The following is a 21622-nucleotide window of genomic DNA, read 5'->3' as shown; positions in this document are numbered from 1 at the left end:
GGACAGTGCCGAGGCGGAGCTGCACGAGGACCTGGCCGTCGAAGAGCCGGCCGAGGTCGAGCGGGCCGTCGAGGACGTCGCCGTTGTGGACGAGCCGCAGGCCGAGGTCGAGGTCGACAGTGCCGAGGCGGAGCTGCACGAGGACCTGGCCGTCGAAGAGCCGGCCGAGGTCGAGCGGGCCGTCGAGGACGTCGCCGTTGTGGACGAGCCCACCAACGAGGAGAGCTGGCAGGACCTGCCCTACGCCATGCTCTCCGACGCTGAACTGACGGCAGCCCTGGCCTACGCGGCCGAGGCCGCCGAGGCCGCTCACGACCAGGCTGCCGCCCAGGAAGCCCGCGTTGGCGAGCTTGCCGAAGCTCTCGCCCCGGGCGGGGAGATCGAGCAGCGCATCACCGCGCGGGCCGAGCGCGTCGAGGCTATTCAGGAGATGCGCGCGACCGTCGTTCTGGTTATGGAGCTGGCCGCTGGCGTCGAGTACGACCGGCGTCTCACTGCCGACATCGAGGCCAGGCTGGCGGAGACCGGCCGGTTTGGTCGGCCGACCGTACGAGGCCCTGAGCGTGAGCAGATGGAGCGCCAGTTGCTCGACCTTCGCGTGTCCGTCGACCGCCGGGACCAGGAGCTTGCTGCAGCACGGCAGCGACTGCAGGACAGCACTCAGCGCGCCGGAGACCCGGCCGAGCACGAGGAGCGGCTGGCCGCGTGGAAGCGCGCCGGCGGCAGCCGCGAGGCAGTGCTGGCGCGGACGACCGCGTCGCGCGAGCGAGGTCTGCAGGCAGCCCGCACCGAGGCCACGGCCTCCCGTGACCGGGTCACCGAGCTGGATGCCTCTGCGGCGACGATCCGCCAGGAGATGCAGCGGCGCGATGCCCAGCCGTACACCGAGCGCCTCGCGGAGGAGGCCCGCCGGATCCAGGCCACTCAGCACGCCGCCGAGCAGCAGCGCCAGCAGAACCAGCAGCAGCAAGGCCCCGACCAGAACCGTGGCGGCCGCGGCCGAAGCGGCCCCGAACTGTAGAACACCACCTTCGTGGACGGTTCACGGAAGCAGCGTCAGCCGCCGTCCCGGTCCCGCTAGGCTCCGGGCCATGTCGATCCCGAACCAGCACCAGACGCCCGCGCCTGCCCCGAGCGCGGCAGCAATTTCGGCGGCGATGGCCGCACTTGGGGCCTACGCCCAGCCGCCAACGGCTGGCGAACTGGAGCAGCAGGCCCGGTCCGTGGGCGGCGAGCACGTCCTGGCCGCCGTCCTGGCCAACGCACTGTACGGCGCCGCGATCGGCACCGGGATGCTCACCGAGGGGCACATGCTTGCGCAGGGCGCGGGCGCCGCGGAGATGACACTGGCCCGCCAGCAAGTGATCAACGCATCCGGCGCCGAGGGCCCCGGCGTCATGGGAGTGCTGCACTGGCAGGCCGGGCACCTCTCGCACCTACTCAAGGGACTGGACAAGAGGGGCTGCGGTCCAGTGGTCGCGGCAGCCGCCCGTACGGCCAGTGCGCTGCTGGCGTTGCTCGCCTGCTCGGCAGTGTTCTCCACGGAGGACGAGCGGGCCGGGCAGATCCCCGACGAATTGGCCCGCGCCCGGCGCGAACTCTCCGAGGCCCTGGCCGAGCTCGATGCGCTGCCGGCCACGGCTGCGGCGATGTTCCTCGGTGCCGTGCCCGGAATGTAGCCGGACTCCGCTCGGAGCGAGCCCGCGGGTGGCGGCCGGTGATCCAGCCGCCACCGTTCAGCCCAGCGTGATGGACAGCGGGCCGCCGTTCCGGTATGCGTCCATCACCGCCGCGATCGTCGGCATCAGCTTCGGCAGCCGATCGATCGGCGACCATTCGGCCTGCAGGAGATGGTCCGGGTTCGTCAGCTCGCCGCTCCACCGCCCCGCGCGGAAGACCAGCAGGACGTACGGCTGCGAGCCGTAGCCCTCCCACCCTGCGGCTGCCGTCACGACCCGGTCGAGTACGAGATCGGCCACGGCGACGTCGAGACCGGTCTGCTCGCGCACCGCGCGTGAGGCCGCCGCGACGGCGTGCTCGGAGAACCGCTTGGCGACGGGCAGGGAGTCCTCGCGCCGCCGCCAGTCGGTGTTGTCGCGGACGGTCACCACCTGGTCGGTGGCCTGGTCGTGCACGATCACGCACGCCGCCACGCTGACAGGGCCGGAGGTGGAGTCATTCATCGGGTACCGCCTTCGAGTGGGGTGTCCAAGGTGAGCGGGTCTTCCTCGGCTCGGGCCGCTGCGTCGGCTTCCTCGGCCGCCCGGGCCGCCTGCTGCTGGGCAGCTACCTTGACCATCGGATGGTCGGCGAAGCCACCGCGGTCCCGCTCGTACCCCTTGCCCGCCCGGCTGTTCTTCGACCACCGGCCGTGCTCGTTCGCCGCGGTCTCCGAGGCCCCGGCCACCACCGCCGCGGACCGGCCGGACGCCCGCCAGCCGTGCGCGGTGAAGTCGCGGCCCTGCTCGTCCCGTTCCAGACCGACCGCCGCCACCAGCTGCTTGGAGATGTCGTTGACCGAGCCCGTGTGCAGCTTCTCGGAGACGTTGCCCCAGCGGTCCACCTTCCGCAGCAGCCGGCCCTCGGTGATGCCCAGTGCGGCGAGCACCGCCCGCCAGGCCAGCAGCGCGAGCAGCGGACACAGTGCGTCCCCGCGGGCGGGCAGCAGAATCCGCTCGCCCTCCCCTTCCTGGTCCGTCTTGGAGGAGCGGAAGAGCACCCACACGCCGGGCTGCTCGGGGTCGGTGCTCACCTCGCAGTCCACCAGGTTCAGCGCCACCAGCTCGCTCCGCCTGGTCCAGGCCGCGAAAGAGAACGAGGCGATCACTCGGTCCCGGCAGCCGGCCAGAGTGGTGGGGTCGATCGCCTCGGCCACCATCAGGGCCTGGTCCGCCGTGATGATGGCGGACTTCTTCTCCTTCCGTCCGGCGTTGGAGAGCTGACGCCCGTGCGCTCGGATCAGCTGGCGGGCCTGCCGGGTGCCGGGCATCCCGTCGAATACCCCGGTCTCCGAGTGCACCCAGCGGACGGCGGCCACCGCCTGGTCGAGCGAGGCCACACCCAGCAGCCTGCCGGTACGGCTGGACACAGTGTCGGTCAGCACCCGCACCCACTCGGTCAGCGTCTCCGGCGTCATCGGCAGCGGCACCCGGCCCGAGGCCACGCACCAGGCCGCTGCCCGGTTCCACCACCGCTCATAGGCCCGGGCCGTCTCCTCCGGGACCGCCTCCCGCAGCTTCGCCAGGGTGCGCGGGGAGAGCGTGAAGTCGACCTCCGTCCAGGCGGAGACGTCCGCGACGATCTGCACCCCCGCGCCCGGGCGCCCGCGCTCCGGATCGGCGGCCGGCGCCAGGTCGGCGCTCACCGGGCCTCCCCGGAGGGGCAGTCGGCCAGGGTCCGGCCGTCCCAGAGCAGCACCTGGTCGAACCCCTCGGCGCGCAGGTCCGCCTCGGCCGCGAGGGCGTGCTGCCAGCGGACGACGTCCTCGGGCACCCGGCTGCTGCCGGTGCGGCCCGCGTTGCGCGCCAGGCAGTCGGCCAGGCTCGCCGTCAGCCGGATCGCCACAGCGGGACGGCCGTGGCGGCGGACCCGCTGCAGGAACTCGGCCCTCACCCGCTGTTCCACGTTGGTGGAGTCCAGCAGGACGCCCGATCCCGCCTGCAGCAGCGCGTCCAGGCGCGCGTTCTGCAGCTCGACCGCGGCGGCAGTCGCCGCCTGGTCCCCGCCGTCGCCGCCCGCCTCGCGGCGCAGGGCGTCGAGTTCGAGGACCGTGAAGTGCTCCCCGAGGGCGGCGGCCAGCGTCGACTTGCCCGCCCCGGCCGCGCCGACCAGCGCCACCGCCGCCCCGTCCGGGATTTCGTGCGGCGGCCCGGGCTGCGGCTGGCCGCAGTCGACCAGCAGGTCCTTGGGCACGCCGTGCTGCAGCCACTCCAGGGCGACCGGCCCGGGGGAGAGGAGTGGTCGGTCGTGGTGGGCCATCAGGTTCGCGGCCGCGCGCGGGTCGAGCGGAACGCCGAGGTAGGCGTCCGCCGGCGGGGTCCAGGTCGGATCGAGCGCGTCGGCCCGCCCGGGTGCGGCACACCAGGCGTGCTCGGTCTCGAACCACCGCCGGTCCCAGGCGAAGCCTTCCACGTACGCCCACCCCTCGGCCTCGGCCAGGACCGCCGACTCGGAGAAGCAGGCCCCCGGGGTACCCGGGGCGGAGCCGCCAGGCCACGGCGCCGGGGTGAACAGTCGGCCGACGTCGAGCAGGAGCCGGGCCATCGAGTCGTACCGCCAGCCCGGCGCGGGCGGCCGGTGCGGCAGGCGGCGGAGGAAGTTCACCAGCTCCGCCTCGGCGGTGGTCACCGGGCTACCTCCTCGGTCGAGGAGGAAGGCGCGTCGTGCCGCAGAGAGCCCTGCCTCGGCGGCGCCCAGTGACCGGCCGTCTCCTCACGCCATGCCCGGTAAGAGCCGATCGCCTTGAGGGCGTGGTACGGGTCGCAGTCGAGGTGCGGTTCGAGGGCGGCGCGGTCCATCGAGCCGCGGTCCGCGAGGGCGTAGGCCAGTCTCAGGGTGGCGCGCCACCGGTGCTTGAGGATCCGGCCGGCCCCCTCGATGGCGTCCTGGGCGTGGGCGTGGGGGAGCAGGCGTCGGCACGCGTCGGCACACCAGTTGAGGTCATCGCCGGCGAAGCAGTTCAGCGCTTCGTGGTACGGCTCTGCGTTGCCGTCGATGCCCCGGCCGTCCAGCCACAGGTAGGTGGCCTGGAAGCCGGCCACCTTCACGGCCAGCATGTCGGGCAGCGGGATGATCCCGTCGCTGTTGGCGACCCAGTCGAATCGGACGTGGTCGCCGCCGAGGCCGATCACCTCGTAGCTGGTCACCGACGCTTCGATGACCGGGCTGCCCAGGGTGGAGGCCACGACGGCGTGGCCAGCCTCGTGTACGGCGCTGAGCAGTCTCCGCAGCCGGGGCTCCAGGCCCATGGCGGTGGTGGAGTCCTGTGCCAGCCGGAGCTTCTCGGCGGCGTGCCGGACCGTCCCGGACGGGTCGTCAATTTGGGTCACTTTGTCTCCCATGGTAAGGAGCATTATCACGAGTGAGCCGAACCTTACCAGGTCGATCCGACTTAGTGTCAGCATTTCGCTGACGTTGGGTCGGCGTCAGTGAAATGCTGACACTGGAGTCCGTTTGTCAGGCTCACCCTGACGGGTTGAGCTTGTCAGGTTTCACCTGACAGATTGGAGTTGTCAGGTGTAGCCTGACACCATGGCAGACATCGAGTACGACCCCGACACCGACCGGCACGGCTACAGCCGGACCGCCCTCGCCCGGCTCGCCCTCTCCGACGAACTCGCCGAACTCGCCGACCAGGCCGCCGCCCACATCCCCACCGTCAGCGACTTGTTCAGCAACCGCGGCGAGATGGTGGGCGAGGCGGCCGCCCTGGTCGCGCTGGCCGAGGCGGTGCTGGCCCGGGCGGTGGTCTACGAGCGGCAACGCGGCGCCAGCTGGCAGCAGATCGGCGACCAGCTCGACATCACCCGCCAGACCGCGCACGAGCGCTTCCGCGAGGCCGAGGAAGACTGGGAGCTCGGCCTGGTGGAGCCGCTCTACCCGGCCCGCCCCGCCAACATCAACGGCCAGGTGCCGCCCCGCAGCGTGCGTTTGCATGACGCGGCCTACTCGCCCACACCGGCCGCCGAGCGACTCGACCGGTGGGTGCGCCAGCACGTCGAGCGGTACCGCGACACCGAGCGCCCCGTCTCCGGCCACCTGTCGAAGCTGACCACCGCCGAAGAGCTCTCCCAGGTCCTGGACGCCATCAACCACGTGCACCGCAACGGCGCCGACCCGGCTGAGCGCGCTGCGGTCATCGAGCGCAAGGCCTCGCTGCTGGAGCGGATCGCCGCCGAGGAGGGCAAGCCCGAGGCCGCCCAGCAGGCCGTCGAGGCCCGCGCCTACGCCGCCCAGCTGCGGGCCGAGGCCGCCGCCGAGGCCACGTCGTGACCCGGGTCGGCCCGGCCCTGGCCTACCAAGACGCCCCGCCGCAGCCCGCCGAGCTCGGCGAGGTCATGCGCGGCCTGGCGCTGTGGATCGAGGGGAAGCTGACCCCGGCCGGCGTGCGCGAGCACAAGCTGCGGGCCGCCGCGGCCGCCGACCGCAGCGCGCTGCTGGCCGCCGAGAACGTCACCTTCTATCGGGGACAGCGCAGCGCGGCCGCCCGCGAGGCCCGCGCCCTGGTCGGCGAGTGCGCCGACGACGCCGAGAAGGCCGCAGTCGAGCTGATCGAGCACGACCGCCAGCACCGCACCGCCCTCGCCCCGCCGGCCGGGCTGACCGGCCGGGACTACGTCCGCGCCGAGTACCTGGCGTGGCAGGAAGCGGCGAAGGCCGCCGAGAAGGAGATTTGATGACCCCCGGACAGATCCTCGCCGACGTCGCCCACCAGGCCGTCGAGTGGCAGCACCGCCTCGGCATCACGTTCCGCCCCGACCGTGACGACCTCGGCGTCTACCTCGGCGACGACCACCTCGGCACCGTCGCCATCCTGGACGGCCGCCGGGTGTACGTGGTCGCCCTCGGCCAGGGACGAGTCACGGCGATGCCCGAGGGCGACCTGCCCGAGGACCCCATCGCCCTGGCCGATGTGGAGCGCTGGCGCGCCCAACAGGTCGAGGAGACCGGCCAGATCGCCGGCCAGCCCGGCGAGTTCCAGCTGCAGCGCATCCGGTCCGAGGCGGACCAGCGTCGCCGGCTGGAGCGCGCGGCCCGCACGAACCAGCCGAAGGAGCCCGTGCTGCTGGTCGATGAGGCGTGGCTGCTGATGAAGGGAGGCAGGTGATGTCGGAGCCGACTCCCGCGGACGAACCGACCCCCGCCGAACTGCTCCCCGGCGGCCGGCTGATTCCGCTCGGTGAAGGGGAGTAGCGGCATGGCGATGGTCAGGCTCAAGTGGGTATCACCCCTGGTCTGGTGGCGCGCGCGGGCCATGGCCCGCGCGGCGGGGCTGCCCTTGCGGCGCCACCGGGCGACGGCCGTCACCCTCGGCGGCGTGCAGTACCGGATCAAGCGTGCCGAAGACTTCACCGACTGCCCGATGGTCTGGTGGGTGCATGATCACCATGCGCTCAGGCTGACGATCCAGCGAAGCCCCGGTGCCCCGTCGAGCCTGTGGCCCGCCCTGGTGTGGGGGGCCGATCTCAACGTGTCGCCGCGTAGGGAGGTGGTGGTCCACCCGACCGCCGAGGCAGCGGCGGCCGACCTGGTGACCCGCTACAAGAGCCCCGACGGCTCGGCCGCGGAGGCCGGCTTCCTCGTAGCAGCGTTCGGTGGGGCGTCGCCGGAGCATCTTGAAGCGCGCGCCCGAGCAGTGCTGGAGGAGGCCGAGGAGGACTAGAAGGCACCCCGCCAGCAACGCGAAGCGCCCCCGCCGTTGGTGGGGGCGCTTCGCGTTGCTGGCGCCGGGGCGGGTCGCGCCGCTTCGCTCGGCCTTCGCTTGTGGTCCGGGCTCCTACGCCTCGCCTTGCAGCATGCCGAGGAAGCCGGCCCAGCTCTCGCCGGGAAACGTGAGCACCGGCCCGTCCGGATCCTTCGAGTCGCGCACGGCCACCGCGCCGGGCTCCGTGCAGACCTCCACGCACGCGAACTCCTTGTCGTCGCAGTACGAGCTCTTGAACCACTGAGGCATCGGGGATCCTTTCCAAGGTGGCACCGGCGGCGACCGCTGCCGTCGAGTATGGAACTCAACTGTAGGTCGGCCCAGTTGGCGGGAAGGGGGATAGGTTGAGTTCATGTCTGGAGCCATCGACCCCGACGCCGCCGATATCGCCTACGACCTGATCAGCGCCATCATCGCGGAGTACAGCACGCTCATCGCGGGTGCCGAGCCCGCCGACGCCGACCGGCTGAGGTCCGAGAGGGCCCGCTACATTGAGGAGCGCCAGAACCTGGGGAAGGCCGACCCGGACCGGCTGCGGGCAATCCTCGCGGAGTACCCGACCGTCCTCGCCTCGGTGAGGGCCGGCGGATGACGCCACCGCCCCTGCCCAACGCCGAGCAGATCGAGGCGATCTGGGAGAACGACCTACGGCCCACGCTCACCGCCCCCTCCCAGGACAACCCCCGGATGGTGATCCTCGGCGGCCCGCAGGGCTCGCGGAAGACCACCCTGCGGACCGCGGTCCCGGAGCAGCTTGGGATGGCCGACCCGGTGGTGCTGGACGGCGACGACGTGTTCGCGTACCTGCCCGGGTACGCCCGCATGGCCCGGGAGGAGGGCATGCTCACGGCGATGCGTCATTTCAGCCCGGTGGCCGGGGAGCTCACCGAGCACATCCGCCAGCACGCCATCGAGCATCGGCAGAACATCGTCCTGGTGGGGCCGCACACCGGCGTCGAGTACACGGCCGGCGTCGTGCAGAAGTTCACCGAAGCCGGCTACCGCTGCGAACTCGCCTACACCGCCATGCATCCCGCGATGAGCGAGCTGGGTGTGATGCACCGCTACCAGGCGGCGATCGGCCCGAGCGGGATCGGTTACGCGATCCTGCCGCCCCTGGAGATGCAGGAGACGGTCTACGCCAACGTCGGTAGGGTGCTCGCCGCCGGGAAGGAGTGGCCGGGGGTCGACGCGGTCCACGTTGCCGACCCGATCGCCGGCCAGATCGCGGGCACCGTGCGCCGCTTGGAGAGCGGGGAGTGGCCTACGGAGCCGGACATCCAGCGTGTCCTGGAGCAGACGCGCCACCAGCTCTGGAGCGAGTCGACGCGCGAGCTGTTCGACCGGTGGCGGGCCGCCGCGGCGGACGGCGACGGCTACCAGTGGGCCGAACGCCTGGCCTCCGTGGACCGCAAGGCGGCCGCCCAGCTGGCCAGCTACCGGGACGTGCCGGACGCCGACCTCGCTGCAGAACTCGCCTACGCCGTCGAGCAGGCAGGCGCCGCCCGACAGCAGGCGACGAAGGCCGACGCCAAGGCGGACGAGATCACCGCCTCGCTCGCCCCGGGCGGCGCCGTCGAGCAACACGTCGCCGCCCGCGCCGAGCAGGTCGACGCCATCCTGCAGAGCCGCCAGGACGCCGTCCTGGTCGAGCACCTGGCCGCCGACGTCGACCGCACCCGGCACCAGGCCGACGCGGTCGAGCAGCAGCTCGAAGAGCGGGGATTCCTTGGCCGGCCCGCGGTGCGCGGCGACGAACGGGAGGCCCTGCAACAACAGCTTGGTGACCTGCGCGCCGCGACCCAGGACGCCGAACTCCACCTTGCCGCGGCGCGTGAGCGGCTGGACGCGAGCATGCGGATTGCCGGACCCGCTTCCGAGCACGATGCCGTCCTGGCGGCCTGGCACGAGGCCGGCGGCAGCCCGGAGGAGGTCCTGGCCCGTACGACCGCCGCCCGTGAGCGAGGCCTGGGAGCGGCCCGGTCGGACGCCTCGCAAGCGCACCAACGCGCGTCCGACCTGGACACCGCGACGGCGCTGATCCAGCGGGAAACGGCCCGCCGCGAAGCCCAGCCGCCGGCCCAGCGTCTCGCCGAGGATGCCCAGCGCGTGCAGGCGGCCCAGCGCACGGCCCAGCAGCAGAGCCAGCAGTACGGGCCGGGGCCCGGACGCGCCCAGCGCCGCGGTGGGCCATCCCGGTAGGGGATGGCAGCGAGCAGGAACACCGAGGCGCCCGCCGGTACATCCGGCGGGCGCCTCGGTCGCTGTGGCGGTCAGGGTTTTGCGCGGCTCGCGGCCTTGCGCTGCTCTGCGGCGAGCAGTTCGTGGGCCAGCCGCGTGGCTTCGGCCTCGGCCGGGTGGTAGGGGCCTTCGGTGATCCGGTCCGGATTGGTGTCCAGCCAGTCGGACAGGGCCTCGCCGGTCGGTCCGGGCCGGGGCGGCGGCGCCTGGTGCCCGGCCTCGCACGCCGGGGCCGCGAGGGCCGGGGCCAGCAGGTGCAGTTCCTTGATCCAGGCGATCTCGCCGAGCGTGGTCGCCTTGCTGGGGTCGCCCGCGTAGGTGCGGACCCAGCCGAGGTAGAGGGCGGTGAGGATCTCCACGACGGGTTCGTGGCCGTCCCGGTACCAGCAGCGCGGGATCTTGCGGTGCAGGTGGTGGTGGTCGATCAGCCAGTCCACCCACTGCCCCAGTTCGCCGAGCCGCTGCTGGCGGTCCTCCGGCGTCATCGCGGTCCACACCCACCGCCGCGGCGGCGGGGCGGTGGGAGCGGCTGCCTGCGCGGGGACGGCGGGCGCGGGGGTGGGGTCAGACATCGGTGGCCTCCTTGGCCCGGTCGAGCGACGGAGAAGGTCCCGGGACCGCCGCCGTGGCCGGTGGCCGGGCCAGCCAGGCCTTGACATCGGGGTCTCGCCAGGTCAGGCGCATGTTCACTCGGATCGGCGGCTGGTTGAAGTAGAGCGCGATGGCGGTGTGCTTGGGGATCTCGCGCAGTTGGTGGACCGGTAGCAGGTCGGTCTCCACCACGTTGGTGGAGGTGGATTCCCGGCCGTCGCCGCTGGTGTGGTTGGTGCGCTCCACCAGTTCCTTGCCGAACAAGAAGCTCATGTAGCGGAGCGTCTCGTCGTCGGCGAGGCCCGGCAGCAGCAGCCGCAGGGTGGACGCGGAGATGATGGTCCTGGCGCCCTCGCGGCCCATGCGGGAGACGAGCTGTGAGTAGTCGTGCCAGATGCTGAGCACCGCGATCCCCATACCGCGGCCGGTGGTCAGCACGTTCGGCAGTTTCGGGTACCGCAGGAAGTTGCCGGCTTCATCCACGAACAGGCCGAGCGTGCGGTCCGGGTGGCGGCCGACCCGCTCGTACCGGACCTCGGCCGCGTGGAGGATCGAGGCGATCAGCGAGGTGAAGTACGGCGCGAAGCGCTCGGCCTGGCTGGGCGCGGCGATCAGCACCAGCGTGCCGTTGCGCTCCAGCAGTTCCTCGGCCCGGAAGTCGGTACGGGCGGCGGCCTGCCGGATGCCCTCGCTGCGGTAGGTGGCCGCGAGGACGTTCAGGGTGAACTGCACGCTGCCCTTGCCGTCGTCGTGGAGGTTCGCCCAGGGCTGGGCGTAGTCCAGGGCCGCCTCGGGGTACCGGGCGTCGAGGATGGCGCGGACGTGGTCGACGGCCGCCTCGCCTTGGGTGAGCCAGCGCCGGAAGGCCTTGATCCCGCCGTCGGGGGCGATTCTCGCGCCGAGCAGCAGGCCGGCGACGATGGCGCGGGCCTGGATCATCCAGGGTTCGGCGCGCGGGTCGTAGGTCTTCTGGCTCGCGTCGGCCATCCACTCGGCCATCCGCTCGGCCGCTTCCTCATCGGTGGCGTAGTCGACGGGCGACCAGTGCGCGGTCTTCCAGGGGCCGGAGGGGATACCGGCCGGGGCGATCACCCACACGGGGCCGACGTGGCTGCGGGCGGCGTAGATCTCCTGCAGGTCGGCGGCCTTGGTCGTGGTGACGACCGCCGGGCCCTGCCATTCGGCCGCGTTCGGGGCGAGGAGACCGCTGGTCTTCGCGGAGCCGGGCGGGCCGAACGCGATGGCGGAGGCGGAGCGTTCGATGACACCGACGACCTTGCGCGTCTGCTGGCCCCGCCCCGCGGTGATGCGGTCCGGACGCTCCTTCGGGTCGTCGGGCAGGGCCATCTCCTTCTCGGTCCTTGCCCCGCCCCACGTCGCCCCGCCCGCCAGTGAACGCCGCCGCCGCTTGCCCAGGTGTCGCACGACGACCCCCGCGAGGACGGCCAGGAGCACGACCAGCAGGCCGAACACCGTGTAGAACAGCCAGGTGGGCGGCGCCGGCTGGTAGACCGACGCCGGGCCCTGTGCCACCGACAGCAGCAGGGTGACCGGCAGGGGTTCGGTCATCTTGGGCGGGGCGCCCTCGGCCAGCATCCCGGCCAGCGCCCCGGCCGCCAGCGAGGCGGCGCCCAGCGAGATGACCGCCCCGGCCGCGAGCCCGGCCAGGAACGTGCCGTCGTCCACCCGGTTGTCGGATGCCACCTCAGATCACCATCTTCTCGTCGGTCTCGAACAGCTGCTTCTCGGTGCGGGAGAGCAGCAGCTGCACGGCGTGCGACCCGCCGCCGCGGCCGACCTTCCACAACGCTCGGCCGCGCTGCCCGGCGCCCCAGCTTCCGATCAGGTCGCATTCGGCGTCGGTGAGGCCGATCGCCTCGCGGGTGAGGTTCAGCGGCTTGGTGTCCTGCGCGAGCTGGATGCGCGTCTCGCAGCTGGCGATCAGGTCCTTGGCGATGGCCACCGCCTCGGAGCCGGCCGCGCCGACCGCTTCGAAGTCGCTCAGCCGGTGGGTGGCGAGGACCTGGATCGTGCCGGTCGCGCGGCTCAGCCGCAGGTCCGCGTCGATCTTGCGGACCATGGAGGAGCCGCCGGACTGCATCTGACGCCACAGCTCGTCGCGGATTACGATCCACGGGCGGCCCGGCCGGTCGATCGCTGACTGGGCCCAGGACGAGACGCAGGTGAGCACCATCGCCACCACTTCGTCGCCGTACTGCTGCAGGGCGGAGATGTCGACGCTCTGGATCGGGGCGTCCCAGTCCAGCGACACCGACGTCTTCTCGTCGAACAGGCCGCCGAGGTGGCCGCTGATCATCGATCCGAGGGCGGAGCGGATGCTGGCCATCTGCTCGCGGGCGGTCTGCACGTCGTCGCCGCGCACGCGCAGTTCCCGCGCCATCGCCTGCGTGGGGTCCTTGAGGACCTGGTAGACGGACGGCAGGGTCGGGGTGTCGAGGCGGGTGTGCCCGGCCCCGCCCAGCGCGCCGGTCACCTCCCGTACGGCGACGTCCAGGCACTCCTCCTCCTGCGGCTGCAGCGTCCGCTTGAGCTGCAGCTCAAGCAGGGCCTTGCACAGCGTCAGGCGGCGGCGGTGGATCTCGGTCAGCCGTGCCTGCAGCTCGGCGCCGTCCTTGATCAGGTTCAGGTCCGCGCCGAGCGGCCCGGCGTCCAGCGGGTTGAGCCGGCCCCGCAGGCCGGGGCCGAGCCGCACCGGCTCGACCCCCAGGTGACGGCACAGGGCGGCGTACTCGCCCTTGACGTCGCCCGCGATCAGCGCCCTGTGCCCGAACGCCATCAGCCGGAACGCCAGCGCCTTGATGTGCGCGGACTTCCCCGAGCCGGGGATACCGGTGATGATCACGTTCGGGTTGGTCGCCAGCCCCTCCTTCACCCACACACTCGGGTGCGCGGAGAACGCCTGCATCGTCAGCGTGTTGAACCCGATGTAGGCGCCGACGGGCGGCAGCGACGCCGCGTGCAGGAACGGGTAGATGCCGCTCGCCCGGCCGGTGTCCGCCCTGAACACCTCGGCCTTGGCGTGCGAGGCGGCCCGGCCCGCGTACGGCTGGTGCCACCCCTTCCTCGGGGCGATCCGCATCGCCGCCGCCGGGTCCTCCAGCAGGCGGGCCCGCCGTAGCTCCCGCGCGGTGGGCTGACGCTGCGCGGGCAGTGGCTCGGCCGGGTCGAAGAGGTCGGCGACCTTGGTCGCTTCGAGGGCGGTGTCGCCGCGTTCACGGCGGAAGGGGAATGCCATCAGATCGCCATCCTTCGCGGCGGCAGGCCCATGCCGAGCGGCAGCGCGGCCGCGGCGAACGCGTCGTCCTGCGCGCCCCAGCAGCGCCGCAGCTCCAGGCCGGCGTCGCTCGCGTCGGCCTGGAGCTCGGCGCACGCCGTCTCCAGTTCCTCCAGGTCGGTGACGGTCACGGCGATCAGCGCGACCATGCGCACCACGCCCTGCCCGGCGGCGCGGGCGATGTCCTGGGATTGCGCGACCTGCGCCTCGCGCCGCTCGTCCTCCGACTCGGTCCGGCCGGTCTTCGCCCTCAGTGCCCGCGCCGCCTGGCGCTTGGTCTTCTCCTTGCTCAGCTCCTTGCGGGCCCTCGCCGGGCCGACCGGCTCGTACACCAGCGACATCGAGCGGCGGGCGTTGGTCCGCGGCCGCAGCAGCGGCTGCAGGAACGTCGCGTAGACCTGGGACTGGGGGAAGTTGCGCACCTGGTAGGTGACCGTCCACGCCCCGTCGTGCCGGTACAGGCCCCAGGTGTACTCGGCGGCGGCCGGCCCGGCCAGCGCCGGGTCGACGCCGGGCAGCACGCCCTGGTACGAGGCCTCGCCGGCGGCCGCGCCGCGGGCGGCCAGCATCTGCTGGGCCTCGGGTTCGTACGCGGTGCGGATCGTGGCGGCCACCCGGCGCGGGTCGAGCAGCTCCACCACCTGCAGGCCCGCGGAGGACAGCGAGCCGTGCATGGCGGTGAACTCCCGCACCAGCACGGCGGCCGCGCCGACCTGCCCGCCGCCGGCCCCGCGCACTGCCAGGCGCGCGCGCGTCGCCGACAGCGTCACCGACAGGTACGTCTCGCGGATGGTCGCCGCCGGACCGGCGGAGACCATCAGCTCCTCCAGCGCCTGCACGGCGGCCGCCGGGGCGTCGGAGGCGGCGTGCCGTACGGTCCACGACCGCAGAGCCTCGCCGTCGTCGGGGAGGGAGCGCTGGTGCACCTGGATGCGGACGATCGCCCCGTCTTCCTTGCACTGGCCGCGCAGGAACGCCGCCCACTGGCGCACCCGGGCGTTCTGTCGGTCGGTGTCCACGAGCGCCAGGCCCGGGAACGAGACCTTCGCGATCAGGGTGTACGTGTTGTCGATCGGGTTGTGGACGACGCCGAGCGTGCCGCCCTGGCCGTCGGGCGCGTTGAGGATGCGCAGGCGCGCCAGCACGCCGGGCAGGTCCATCGGCTGGTTCCCTTCATCGTCGGCGGGGGCGAAGACCCCGCTGTAGAAAACGTTTCTCTTGGTGGCGACCGCGATCTGGTGACGGACGGCCAGCAGCACCCACTCCTCGGCGGCCAGGCCCATCACCCGGCCGTAGGCGAGCAGCAGCAGGACGCCGGCCAGCGGTAGCGCCACCACGGCGGTGCCCCAGCTGTGCGCGTAGACCGGCACGAGGGCGACGACCGAGGCCGCGGCCAACAATGCGAAGCCGGTACCGGACAACTCGCCGATGAACCCGCTCTTCTCGCGCTGCCACCCGCTGTAGGTGTCCGGCTCGCTGTGGGTCAGGGACATGGGTCAGCTCCCCTCGGACGTCGGCGGCTGCGGGTCGGGCCGCTGCCCTCGTGCGCCGTAGTTCAGGGTGTTGTGATCGGGCATCCACGTGGGCGTGCCGTACGGCGGGGTGTCGGAGCCGGAGGTGCTCGCGGGCGCCGGGGGCGCCTGTGCGGGAATGCCGGGGGCACTGGCCTCCGGCACGGCTGTCCCGGCCGGGGGAGCGGCGGCCTCGGCGACCGGACCGCCCGCCGCCGCCTGGACTGGGACCTCCGCCTCGGGCGAGCCCGCGGCCGGGCTCTGCGACTTGGCGGCCGCGTCGGCGCCCTCGCCTCCCTGCCCGCCGGCGGCCTGCCCGGCACCCCCACCGGTGCGGGGCGGCACCACGGTGGAGTGGCCGCTGCCGGGAGCGCCGAGGCCGGCGTTCGCGGCCGCGTTGGCGCCCGCGCCTTCCAGCGTGCCGGCGCCGGCGGCGGCGAGCTGGGCACCGAGCCCGACGGCCGCGCCCAGCTTCGACTTGAAGCTCCGGTTCGGGTCGCCCTTCCAGAACCTGGCGCCCCCGGCCTGTTCGGGCAGGGAGGAGCCGCCGGACGCGCCGTCGGACGCGGCCGGGCTGGTCTCCTGCTCCAGGGCCTTGGTGTAGCCGGACCCGCCGCCGACCGATCCGGCCCCGGCCGCGGCCAGGCCGCCGCCGGCGAACCCGCCGAACATCGCGCCGACACTGGAGCCGACCGTGGAGACCATCCCCGCGGCAACCGAGTTGCCGCCGCCTGCCTGCACCATCGTCAAGAAACGGGCGAGCACCGGCCAGGCGAACACCGCGAGCAGGAACACGATCAGGCCGATGATGACGTTCTTGACACCCTGGGAGTCGCCCATGGCGCTGAAGCCGATCGCGAAGCAGGTCACGATCGCCAACTTCGAGAGCGCGATGGCGGTGAACGCCCGCCGGGCCGTTGGCCACCACTCCTGTGTCTCGTCGCTGAGCTGGCCGGCCAGGGCGATCGGCATCGATGACATCAGGACCATGATCCCCGCCTGGCGGACGAACATCTCGATCCACAGCGCGCCGATCACCAGGATCGACAGGATCCCGAGCACGATGACCACCCCGACGGCCTGGCTCAGCACGCCGCCGCCGGTGATCAGCGCCCCGCCGGCGGCCCCGGCGCCGCCGGTGCCGACCAGTCCGGAGAAAAGGGTGCCGAGCTGCGTCTTCATCGCGGTCGCGGCATCCGCGCCGGTCGAGCCGCCATCCTTGAACGAGAGGTTGATGATCCAGGCCGACACCTGGTCGATCCAGTTCAGGATCACCTGTGCGGCGCCCGCGTAGACGCCCAGCACGACGGCGTACTTGCCCAGGCCCTTGAGGACCGTCGCCAGGGGGGCGCCCTGCTGGCTCACCGCGACTTTTGCGAACTGGATGAGGGCCAAGAACGTGGCGATCAGCACTGACAGCAGGCTCATGATGCCGGTGACGGTGCCGATTCCGACCTTGCTCAGGTCGATGGTGCTCGCGTCGTTGAAGCTGTCGGCGAACTGCTGCAGCAGCCACACCACGCCCTCACCGATGGCGCCAGCAGCTTCCTTCAACGCGTCGGAGGCCAGTTTGCTGATCTTGCCTTCGACCCAGGCCACCGGCCCACCGTCCGGCACCATCAGCTGGGCGTTCAGCTGCCGGCAGTCGTTGAAGAGCTGGCCCCCCTCGATGCACTTCCTGACGGCGTCGTCCATCTTCTGGTAGCCGAACGCGCCGTGGTCGGTGGCCTTCTCCCACTCCGCGAGCTTCGCGAGCTCCCGCGTCTTACGCTCCTCGGTGATCTTCGGGTCGTCACACCCGACCTGGTGCTCCTCGCAGGAGTCGTAGGTGTCGGGCTGCTTGTAAAAAGTGCAGTTGTTGGCCTCGGGCATCATGCACCAGTGGCCGTTTGTGTCGACGCCCCAGTTGCCCTCGGACCGGTCGTTCCACTGCTTGAGCCACTCCGGATCCGGTGGGGCCGGGGGGCTGTTGGGGGCGTGTGCCTTTGATTCGTTGCTCGGGTCGTCGGCCACCGCGCTCGGGGCGGCCGCCACCCCGAACGACATCAGCGCGACGAGCAGGACTGTGAGCAGGCGGAGGAGTCTGCGGTTAGTCACGGATCACCACCAACCACCCGTCCTTCGCGGACGCCGGCGAATCGGGGTTGTAGGGCATCGGGTTGCCCTTCTTGGCCGTCCACTTGGGGTCCGTGGTGATCTTCCAGTCGCCGTCTTCCCACTGCAGGATCATGTTGGCCAGCTGGTCCTTGAGCGGGCTGTCGTCGGGGCCGCCCTTGGGCAGTGTGGCGGTGCGGCTGTAGTGCATCCACACGGTGATCACGGTGCCCTCGGGGTTGAGCGCCCAGGCCTGCGCGGCGTCCACGTTCGTGGTGATCGTCAGCCCGGCCGGAGTGCCGCCGGAGGGCGGCAGGCCGACCTGCTCGCGGAGCTTGCGGACCTCGCTGACCGCCTTGTCGATCGAGTCCTCACTGCCCTTGGCCGTGATGACGGTGAGCTGACGCCGGACCATGTCGTCGTCCAGCATCGACAGCTCGTCCAGGTGGTAGACCGCGGCTGCCATCGGCCCGTAGCCGTAGCGGGGGAAGCCGATCGAGGCGCCGTCCTTCTGCCCGGTCGGCTTGGGCAGATGTGCGGGCTTGGCGGTGTTCGGCGTGAGCGTTCTGGTCGCGGTGGGGCTCGGCGGCGAGACCGGCCCGGGGCTCGGCGGCGCGGTTGTGGCCGGAGCCGCGTTCGGCTTCGGGTTGTCGCCGTCGGAAAGGCCGTTGACGAGCGCGACGCCGCCAGCGGCGAGGGCGGCGGCGGTCACCACCCCGATGGCGATCAGGCGAAGGCGCGCCCTGCGGGCCGCGCGGTCGTGTCGGTCCGCCATCATCAGGACGCCATCGAGTACGCGGCGAACACGAGCCCGCTGGTGCAGGCGATGCCGATGCCCGCGATCAGGCTCATGATGATGGCCTTCTTGCCGCGTGCCGCCATGCCGCCGCGCTCGCTGTTCTCTCCGATCGCGATCGCCCCCCAGCCCAGCAGCCCGCCGAGGACGGCGAGCGCCAGGCCGCCGCCGGCGACCCAGCCGAGGATCGTGCCGGTCGGCCCGGAGACCTGTGCGGGCAACTCCGGCTTGAACGACGGGATCGGGTTCGGGACCCCTGTCGGGTTGTCCGCGAGGATGTGGACGTGCGGGTCGCTCAGCAGGGCGTCGGCGACGTGCAGGAACTGGCTCACGGCAGGAGCACCTTCTCTTCGGGGTGTACGTGGGACGGGATTGGGACGACTGGGGCGGGCTGCGCGGCCACCGGCAGTGGGTCGCCCCAGCTTTCGCGGGCGGAGGCGACGACGGCCTGGACGAGCAGCTCGGCGGCCTGCACCGAGCGGGAACCGAGGCGCGCGGCGTCGCGCAGGCCGCGCGCCCGCAGGTCCGGGTCGTAGGGCACCCGGACGACGGCCGCCACCCGCGGGGCGAGCATCGTCTCGCCGGCCCGCACCGGGGCCGGTGCGCGGCCGTCGCCGGTCGCCACCAGGGCGACGACCATCCGCTGCAGCGGCAGCCCCTCGGCGGCCGCCGCCGACATGGCGGTCTGCAGCGCTGCCATCCCGGAACCGGTCGCGGCCGCGCACACGACCGGCACACTCACCGGCAGCGCGCACCATCCGGCGGTCAGGCCCTGGCCGCCGCTGGTGCGTGCGGCGACGAGGTCGTGCGCCATCGGGTGGCACGTGTCGGCGACCACGGCCGGCCAGCCGCCGACGGCGGCCAGCTGGTACCAGGCGGCGGGGGACTCGACCGCGGGCAGCGGCGGTGCGCTCCACTCCCGGTGGTCCGTCAGGACCTGCCAGGAGGAGCCGCCTGGGCCGGCAAGCCGGGCCGCCGCGGCCTGCGCCTGCGAGCGGCTGACCGGCTGGTCGGGCGGGATCGACACCAGCCCGGTGCCGGGCTCCGCCGCCCAGGCCGGCCACGGCGAGGCCAGCCGGGGCGCCAGGTCGAGCACCACACTGGGCGCCGCCTTGGCCAGGGCGGCGCCCAACAGGCCAGCCACCGTGGACCGTCCGCTGCCGCCCGCGGCGGCCAGAACGGGCACAACAAGCCGGCCGTGGAGAGGCAGCTCCACGGCCGGGACTACAGGTCTGCGCGCCACTGTTCCCCCGACGTTCTCGTGTCCGGCATGGTCAGGCTCCCGAGCAGCGCCCGGCTTGTCATGAGTACGTGTACTCATGACAAGCCAGGCACCAGCCCCGTTGGATGGGCCGCGTTGGCCCTGGTCACCCCCCAGTCACCGTGCGTGTCGGCCGCAGTCTAATCTCGGCACCTGACAGATGTCTCAGGGCTTTTGTTCCTGACCATTCGTCACATCTGTGGCAGCCTGTGAGGTCACGGGGAGGGCTTATCCGGTTTAACGGCAGAATGCGCTGGTTGGCACGCGCCTTGAAGGCGATGGTGTCCCCACCAGCGGCGATGCATGCCGTGGCCATGTCTTAACCGAATGTCAAAATGGCGCTCCCGGAGCCCAGAGCCCGGGAACGCTGTGAACTCGCGCCTTGCCGCAGAGGGTTCTTGACCGAGGGGGGTCTGGTGGGGATCAAGCCGGGGATGGTGGCCGCCGTCGGGGCGGTCGCCGTGAGCCCGCTCGCGCTGGGCGCCGGGCTGGTGATGTTCATCGCGGTCGCGGCGCAGGACCAGGACAGCACCATCGGCGGCGGGGTGGCACCGGTGGTCTCGTCCGGCACCCTGCGCGTGGGGCCCGGAGGGGTGCCCGAGCAGTACGCGCAGTTCATCAAGGACGCCGCCGCAGCCTGCGACCAGGGACTGAGCGCCGGAGTGCTGGCCGCACAGATCAACGCGGAGTCCGCCTTCGATCCCCGCGCGAACAGCGGCCAGGCACAAGGAATCGCACAGTTCACCCCGGAGACCTGGGCGAGCTGGGGCAACGGCGGCAGCGTTTGGGAGCCGAAGGACGCCATCGCGGCCCAGGGCCGCTTCATGTGCAGCCTGCTCAAGATCGCCAAGCAGCACCCGGACTACAACGGTTCCGTGGTCGAGCTAGCCCTGGCCGGATACAACGCCGGTTGGGGGCGCGTTGATCAGTTCAAGGGCGTGCCGCCAGCGTCGTTCGCGCAAGGGCAGACGTACAACTACGTCAAGAAGATCATGGCGGACGTTCGGAAGTACACGACCACCGACGACACCGTGACCGTGGACCTGCCCCCGGACTACCAGCTGCCCGCCGACACCCCCCCGCAGATCAAGACTGCTGTCGCGTGGGCCCTCGCCCAGCGCGGCGGCTGGTACCAGTGGGGCGGCGACTGCACCGACCCGCTCGGCACCAACCCGCAAGGGCACTGTGACTGCAGCTCGCTGATGCAGCAGGCCTACGCGAAGGCCGGAGTGGTCCTGCCCCGGACGACGTTCGAGCAGGTCAAAACCGGTACCAGGGTGGGGGTGGACGACGTCAAACCGGGTGATCTGGTCTTCAATGCTGGGAGCGACGGCAGCGATGACTCTCCCGGCCATGTCGGCATGTACGTGGGCAACGGATGGATCGTGGAGGCGCCGAGGACCGGCGTCCAGACCCGGACCGTCGCCTACAGCGGCTGGCGCAACAGCACATCGGCAATGACCCGGATCACCCACGTCGTGCGTGTAGTTTCTCAGTAGATCTGTCGGAATCTCACCGGTTTGTCGAAGACTTGTCGCTGGCGACAAACCAGTGAGAAACCCCAGCTCAGCGCCGCTGTCTCGTCCCAGGTGTCCGCGTCTCAGCCCAGTTGGGCGACAGAACGCCGACACTGCGCGAGCGGCCGACCAGGACAAACCGGTGAGACAGCCAGGTCAGAACCGGCCCGCACGACAAGAACGATGAGAACCTACAGTGCGCGTGGTCCAGTGGTGACCGGCAGGGAGGCAGCAGTGTTGCAGGACGACGAACAGGCCCGCCCGTGGGGCACTGTGACACCCAGCTACTGGGCCGCACCGGCCACGGAAGCGGCCCCGGCGGCAGCCGGGGACTTCGAGCAGGACGACGACCTGCGGTACGAAGAGCCAGCCGTCGTCGTCGTCGCGCGCACCGGCACACCGCAGTATCCGCCACCGCCCGAGGCCCAACCCGCCCCTGCGGGAGCCGACTACGCCGGGCGCTTCGCCGTGCTGGCGGAGAAGCTCGCCAGGCCCCAGACCAACCTCACCCTGCTGCTGGCCGCCTCGGAGGCCCTGCACCTGGACCAGGAGCTCACCGCCGCGGCCGCCCCCGGCGACCCGAACGTGGTCAGCGTGCGGGAACTGCGCGCGCTGATCGCCCACCTGCAGGGCCAGCGCGCCCAGGCCGCCCGCCTGTACCTGCACGTCACCGGACTGCAGGCCACGACCGTTGGTGTTCGCCACGACTCCACCACAGCCAACGCCCGCAGGGCGTATGCCGAGTGGCGGGCGATCACCGATCCGGTGGAGCGCGCCGAGGTCGGGCGGGAAATCCTGCCCATGCTCACGGCGGTGGCCGGCCCCAAGGCGAAGTCCACCGGGGAGGTGCAGGCCTTCCTCGCGCCGTGACCGGCGTACCGCCCCGGCCGCGG

At 72.2% G+C, this 21622-nt stretch carries 22 protein-coding genes and 1 pseudogene; 10 read left to right on the top strand and 13 right to left on the bottom strand.

What is annotated here, in order from left to right; genetic code table 11:
* A pseudogene (locus ACZ51D_RS38140) lies at window positions 1–1021 on the top strand (MobF family relaxase); the annotation flags it as partial.
* Between the two features lie 70 nt (window positions 1022–1091).
* A complete protein-coding gene (locus tag ACZ51D_RS38135) occupies window positions 1092–1679 on the top strand; it encodes a DUF6245 family protein (RefSeq protein WP_465664838.1) in 588 nt (195 codons plus the stop codon).
* A 57-nt stretch (window positions 1680–1736) separates the two neighbouring features.
* On the opposite strand, the gene ACZ51D_RS38130 is transcribed toward ACZ51D_RS38135, so the two are convergent.
* The 4 genes from ACZ51D_RS38130 to ACZ51D_RS38115 are packed head-to-tail and all read right to left on the bottom strand — an operon-like array spanning window position 1737 to window position 5048.
* On the bottom strand, window positions 1737–2183 hold the full coding sequence (locus ACZ51D_RS38130) for an NUDIX domain-containing protein (RefSeq protein WP_465664837.1): 447 nt from the start codon (window positions 2181–2183) through the stop codon (window positions 1737–1739).
* Window positions 2180–3364: a hypothetical protein gene (locus ACZ51D_RS38125; protein ID WP_465664836.1), complete on the bottom strand. Its 1185-nt coding sequence runs from the start codon at window positions 3362–3364 to the stop codon at window positions 2180–2182. Before ACZ51D_RS38125 ends, ACZ51D_RS38130 begins: the two co-directional genes overlap by 4 nt.
* The gene (locus tag ACZ51D_RS38120; protein ID WP_465664835.1) at window positions 3361–4347 is read right to left on the bottom strand and encodes an AAA family ATPase; all 987 of its coding nucleotides are present in this window, start codon (window positions 4345–4347) and stop codon (window positions 3361–3363) included. The genes ACZ51D_RS38125 and ACZ51D_RS38120 overlap by 4 nt, the downstream gene beginning before the upstream one ends.
* The gene (locus ACZ51D_RS38115; RefSeq protein WP_465664834.1) at window positions 4344–5048 is read right to left on the bottom strand and encodes a hypothetical protein; all 705 of its coding nucleotides are present in this window, start codon (window positions 5046–5048) and stop codon (window positions 4344–4346) included. The genes ACZ51D_RS38120 and ACZ51D_RS38115 overlap by 4 nt, the downstream gene beginning before the upstream one ends.
* 202 nt (window positions 5049–5250) lie before the next feature.
* On the opposite strand from ACZ51D_RS38115, the gene ACZ51D_RS38110 reads away from it, so the two are divergent.
* From ACZ51D_RS38110 to ACZ51D_RS38095, 4 genes are all read left to right on the top strand, one after another.
* The gene (locus ACZ51D_RS38110) at window positions 5251–5991 is read left to right on the top strand and encodes a hypothetical protein (RefSeq protein WP_465664833.1); all 741 of its coding nucleotides are present in this window, start codon (window positions 5251–5253) and stop codon (window positions 5989–5991) included.
* Window positions 5988–6395 (top strand): hypothetical protein, encoded by a 408-nt coding sequence (locus tag ACZ51D_RS38105; RefSeq protein WP_465664832.1) that lies wholly within the window; start codon window positions 5988–5990, stop codon window positions 6393–6395. The genes ACZ51D_RS38110 and ACZ51D_RS38105 overlap by 4 nt, the downstream gene beginning before the upstream one ends.
* On the top strand, window positions 6395–6826 hold the full coding sequence (locus tag ACZ51D_RS38100; protein ID WP_465664831.1) for a hypothetical protein: 432 nt from the start codon (window positions 6395–6397) through the stop codon (window positions 6824–6826). The genes ACZ51D_RS38105 and ACZ51D_RS38100 overlap by 1 nt, the downstream gene beginning before the upstream one ends.
* Window positions 6827–6916: 90 nt before the next feature.
* Window positions 6917–7381: a hypothetical protein gene (locus tag ACZ51D_RS38095; RefSeq protein WP_465664830.1), complete on the top strand. Its 465-nt coding sequence runs from the start codon at window positions 6917–6919 to the stop codon at window positions 7379–7381.
* A 114-nt stretch (window positions 7382–7495) separates the two neighbouring features.
* On the opposite strand, the gene ACZ51D_RS38090 is transcribed toward ACZ51D_RS38095, so the two are convergent.
* The gene (locus ACZ51D_RS38090) at window positions 7496–7672 is read right to left on the bottom strand and encodes a DUF397 domain-containing protein (protein ID WP_465664829.1); all 177 of its coding nucleotides are present in this window, start codon (window positions 7670–7672) and stop codon (window positions 7496–7498) included.
* Window positions 7673–7775: 103 nt separating this feature from the next.
* Between ACZ51D_RS38090 and ACZ51D_RS38085 the strand changes: the two genes are divergently transcribed.
* Together ACZ51D_RS38085 and ACZ51D_RS38080 are read left to right on the top strand one after the other, a co-directional pair.
* A complete protein-coding gene (locus ACZ51D_RS38085) occupies window positions 7776–8015 on the top strand; it encodes a hypothetical protein (protein WP_465664828.1) in 240 nt (79 codons plus the stop codon).
* Entirely contained in the window at window positions 8012–9625 is a 1614-nt protein-coding gene (locus ACZ51D_RS38080; protein WP_465664827.1) for a zeta toxin family protein, read from the top strand. The genes ACZ51D_RS38085 and ACZ51D_RS38080 overlap by 4 nt, the downstream gene beginning before the upstream one ends.
* A 71-nt stretch (window positions 9626–9696) precedes the next feature.
* Here ACZ51D_RS38080 and ACZ51D_RS38075 read toward each other — a convergent pair whose 3' ends face one another.
* The 8 genes from ACZ51D_RS38075 to ACZ51D_RS38040 are packed head-to-tail and all read right to left on the bottom strand — an operon-like array spanning window position 9697 to window position 19095.
* Window positions 9697–10236, bottom strand: coding sequence for a hypothetical protein (locus tag ACZ51D_RS38075; RefSeq protein ID WP_465664826.1), 540 nt, complete (start codon window positions 10234–10236; stop codon window positions 9697–9699).
* Entirely contained in the window at window positions 10229–11959 is a 1731-nt protein-coding gene (locus ACZ51D_RS38070) for a type IV secretory system conjugative DNA transfer family protein (protein ID WP_465664825.1), read from the bottom strand. Before ACZ51D_RS38070 ends, ACZ51D_RS38075 begins: the two co-directional genes overlap by 8 nt.
* A gap of 1 nt (window position 11960) precedes the next feature.
* Entirely contained in the window at window positions 11961–13511 is a 1551-nt protein-coding gene (locus ACZ51D_RS38065; protein ID WP_465664824.1) for a type VI secretion protein, read from the bottom strand.
* Window positions 13511–15043, bottom strand: a complete 1533-nt coding sequence (locus ACZ51D_RS38060; RefSeq protein WP_465664823.1) for an SCO6880 family protein — start codon at window positions 15041–15043, stop codon at window positions 13511–13513. The genes ACZ51D_RS38065 and ACZ51D_RS38060 overlap by 1 nt, the downstream gene beginning before the upstream one ends.
* A gap of 3 nt (window positions 15044–15046) precedes the next feature.
* On the bottom strand, window positions 15047–17158 hold the full coding sequence (locus ACZ51D_RS38055; protein ID WP_465664822.1) for a hypothetical protein: 2112 nt from the start codon (window positions 17156–17158) through the stop codon (window positions 15047–15049).
* The gene (locus ACZ51D_RS38050) at window positions 17151–17930 is read right to left on the bottom strand and encodes a hypothetical protein (RefSeq protein ID WP_465664821.1); all 780 of its coding nucleotides are present in this window, start codon (window positions 17928–17930) and stop codon (window positions 17151–17153) included. The genes ACZ51D_RS38055 and ACZ51D_RS38050 overlap by 8 nt, the downstream gene beginning before the upstream one ends.
* Before the next feature lie 2 nt (window positions 17931–17932).
* A complete protein-coding gene (locus ACZ51D_RS38045; protein ID WP_280686192.1) occupies window positions 17933–18283 on the bottom strand; it encodes a hypothetical protein in 351 nt (116 codons plus the stop codon).
* On the bottom strand, window positions 18280–19095 hold the full coding sequence (locus ACZ51D_RS38040; RefSeq protein ID WP_465664820.1) for a hypothetical protein: 816 nt from the start codon (window positions 19093–19095) through the stop codon (window positions 18280–18282). The genes ACZ51D_RS38045 and ACZ51D_RS38040 overlap by 4 nt, the downstream gene beginning before the upstream one ends.
* A 551-nt stretch (window positions 19096–19646) precedes the next feature.
* On the opposite strand from ACZ51D_RS38040, the gene ACZ51D_RS38035 reads away from it, so the two are divergent.
* Entirely contained in the window at window positions 19647–20711 is a 1065-nt protein-coding gene (locus ACZ51D_RS38035) for a C40 family peptidase (RefSeq protein WP_465664819.1), read from the top strand.
* Between the two features lie 252 nt (window positions 20712–20963).
* Window positions 20964–21599, top strand: a complete 636-nt coding sequence (locus ACZ51D_RS38030; RefSeq protein ID WP_465664818.1) for a hypothetical protein — start codon at window positions 20964–20966, stop codon at window positions 21597–21599.
* Window positions 21600–21622 lie beyond the last annotated feature (23 nt).

The organism is Kitasatospora sp. NPDC033851 (assembly GCF_055576085.1).
Note: the sequence above shows the minus strand (reverse complement) of the source record. Positions and strands in the feature narration are given on the sequence as shown.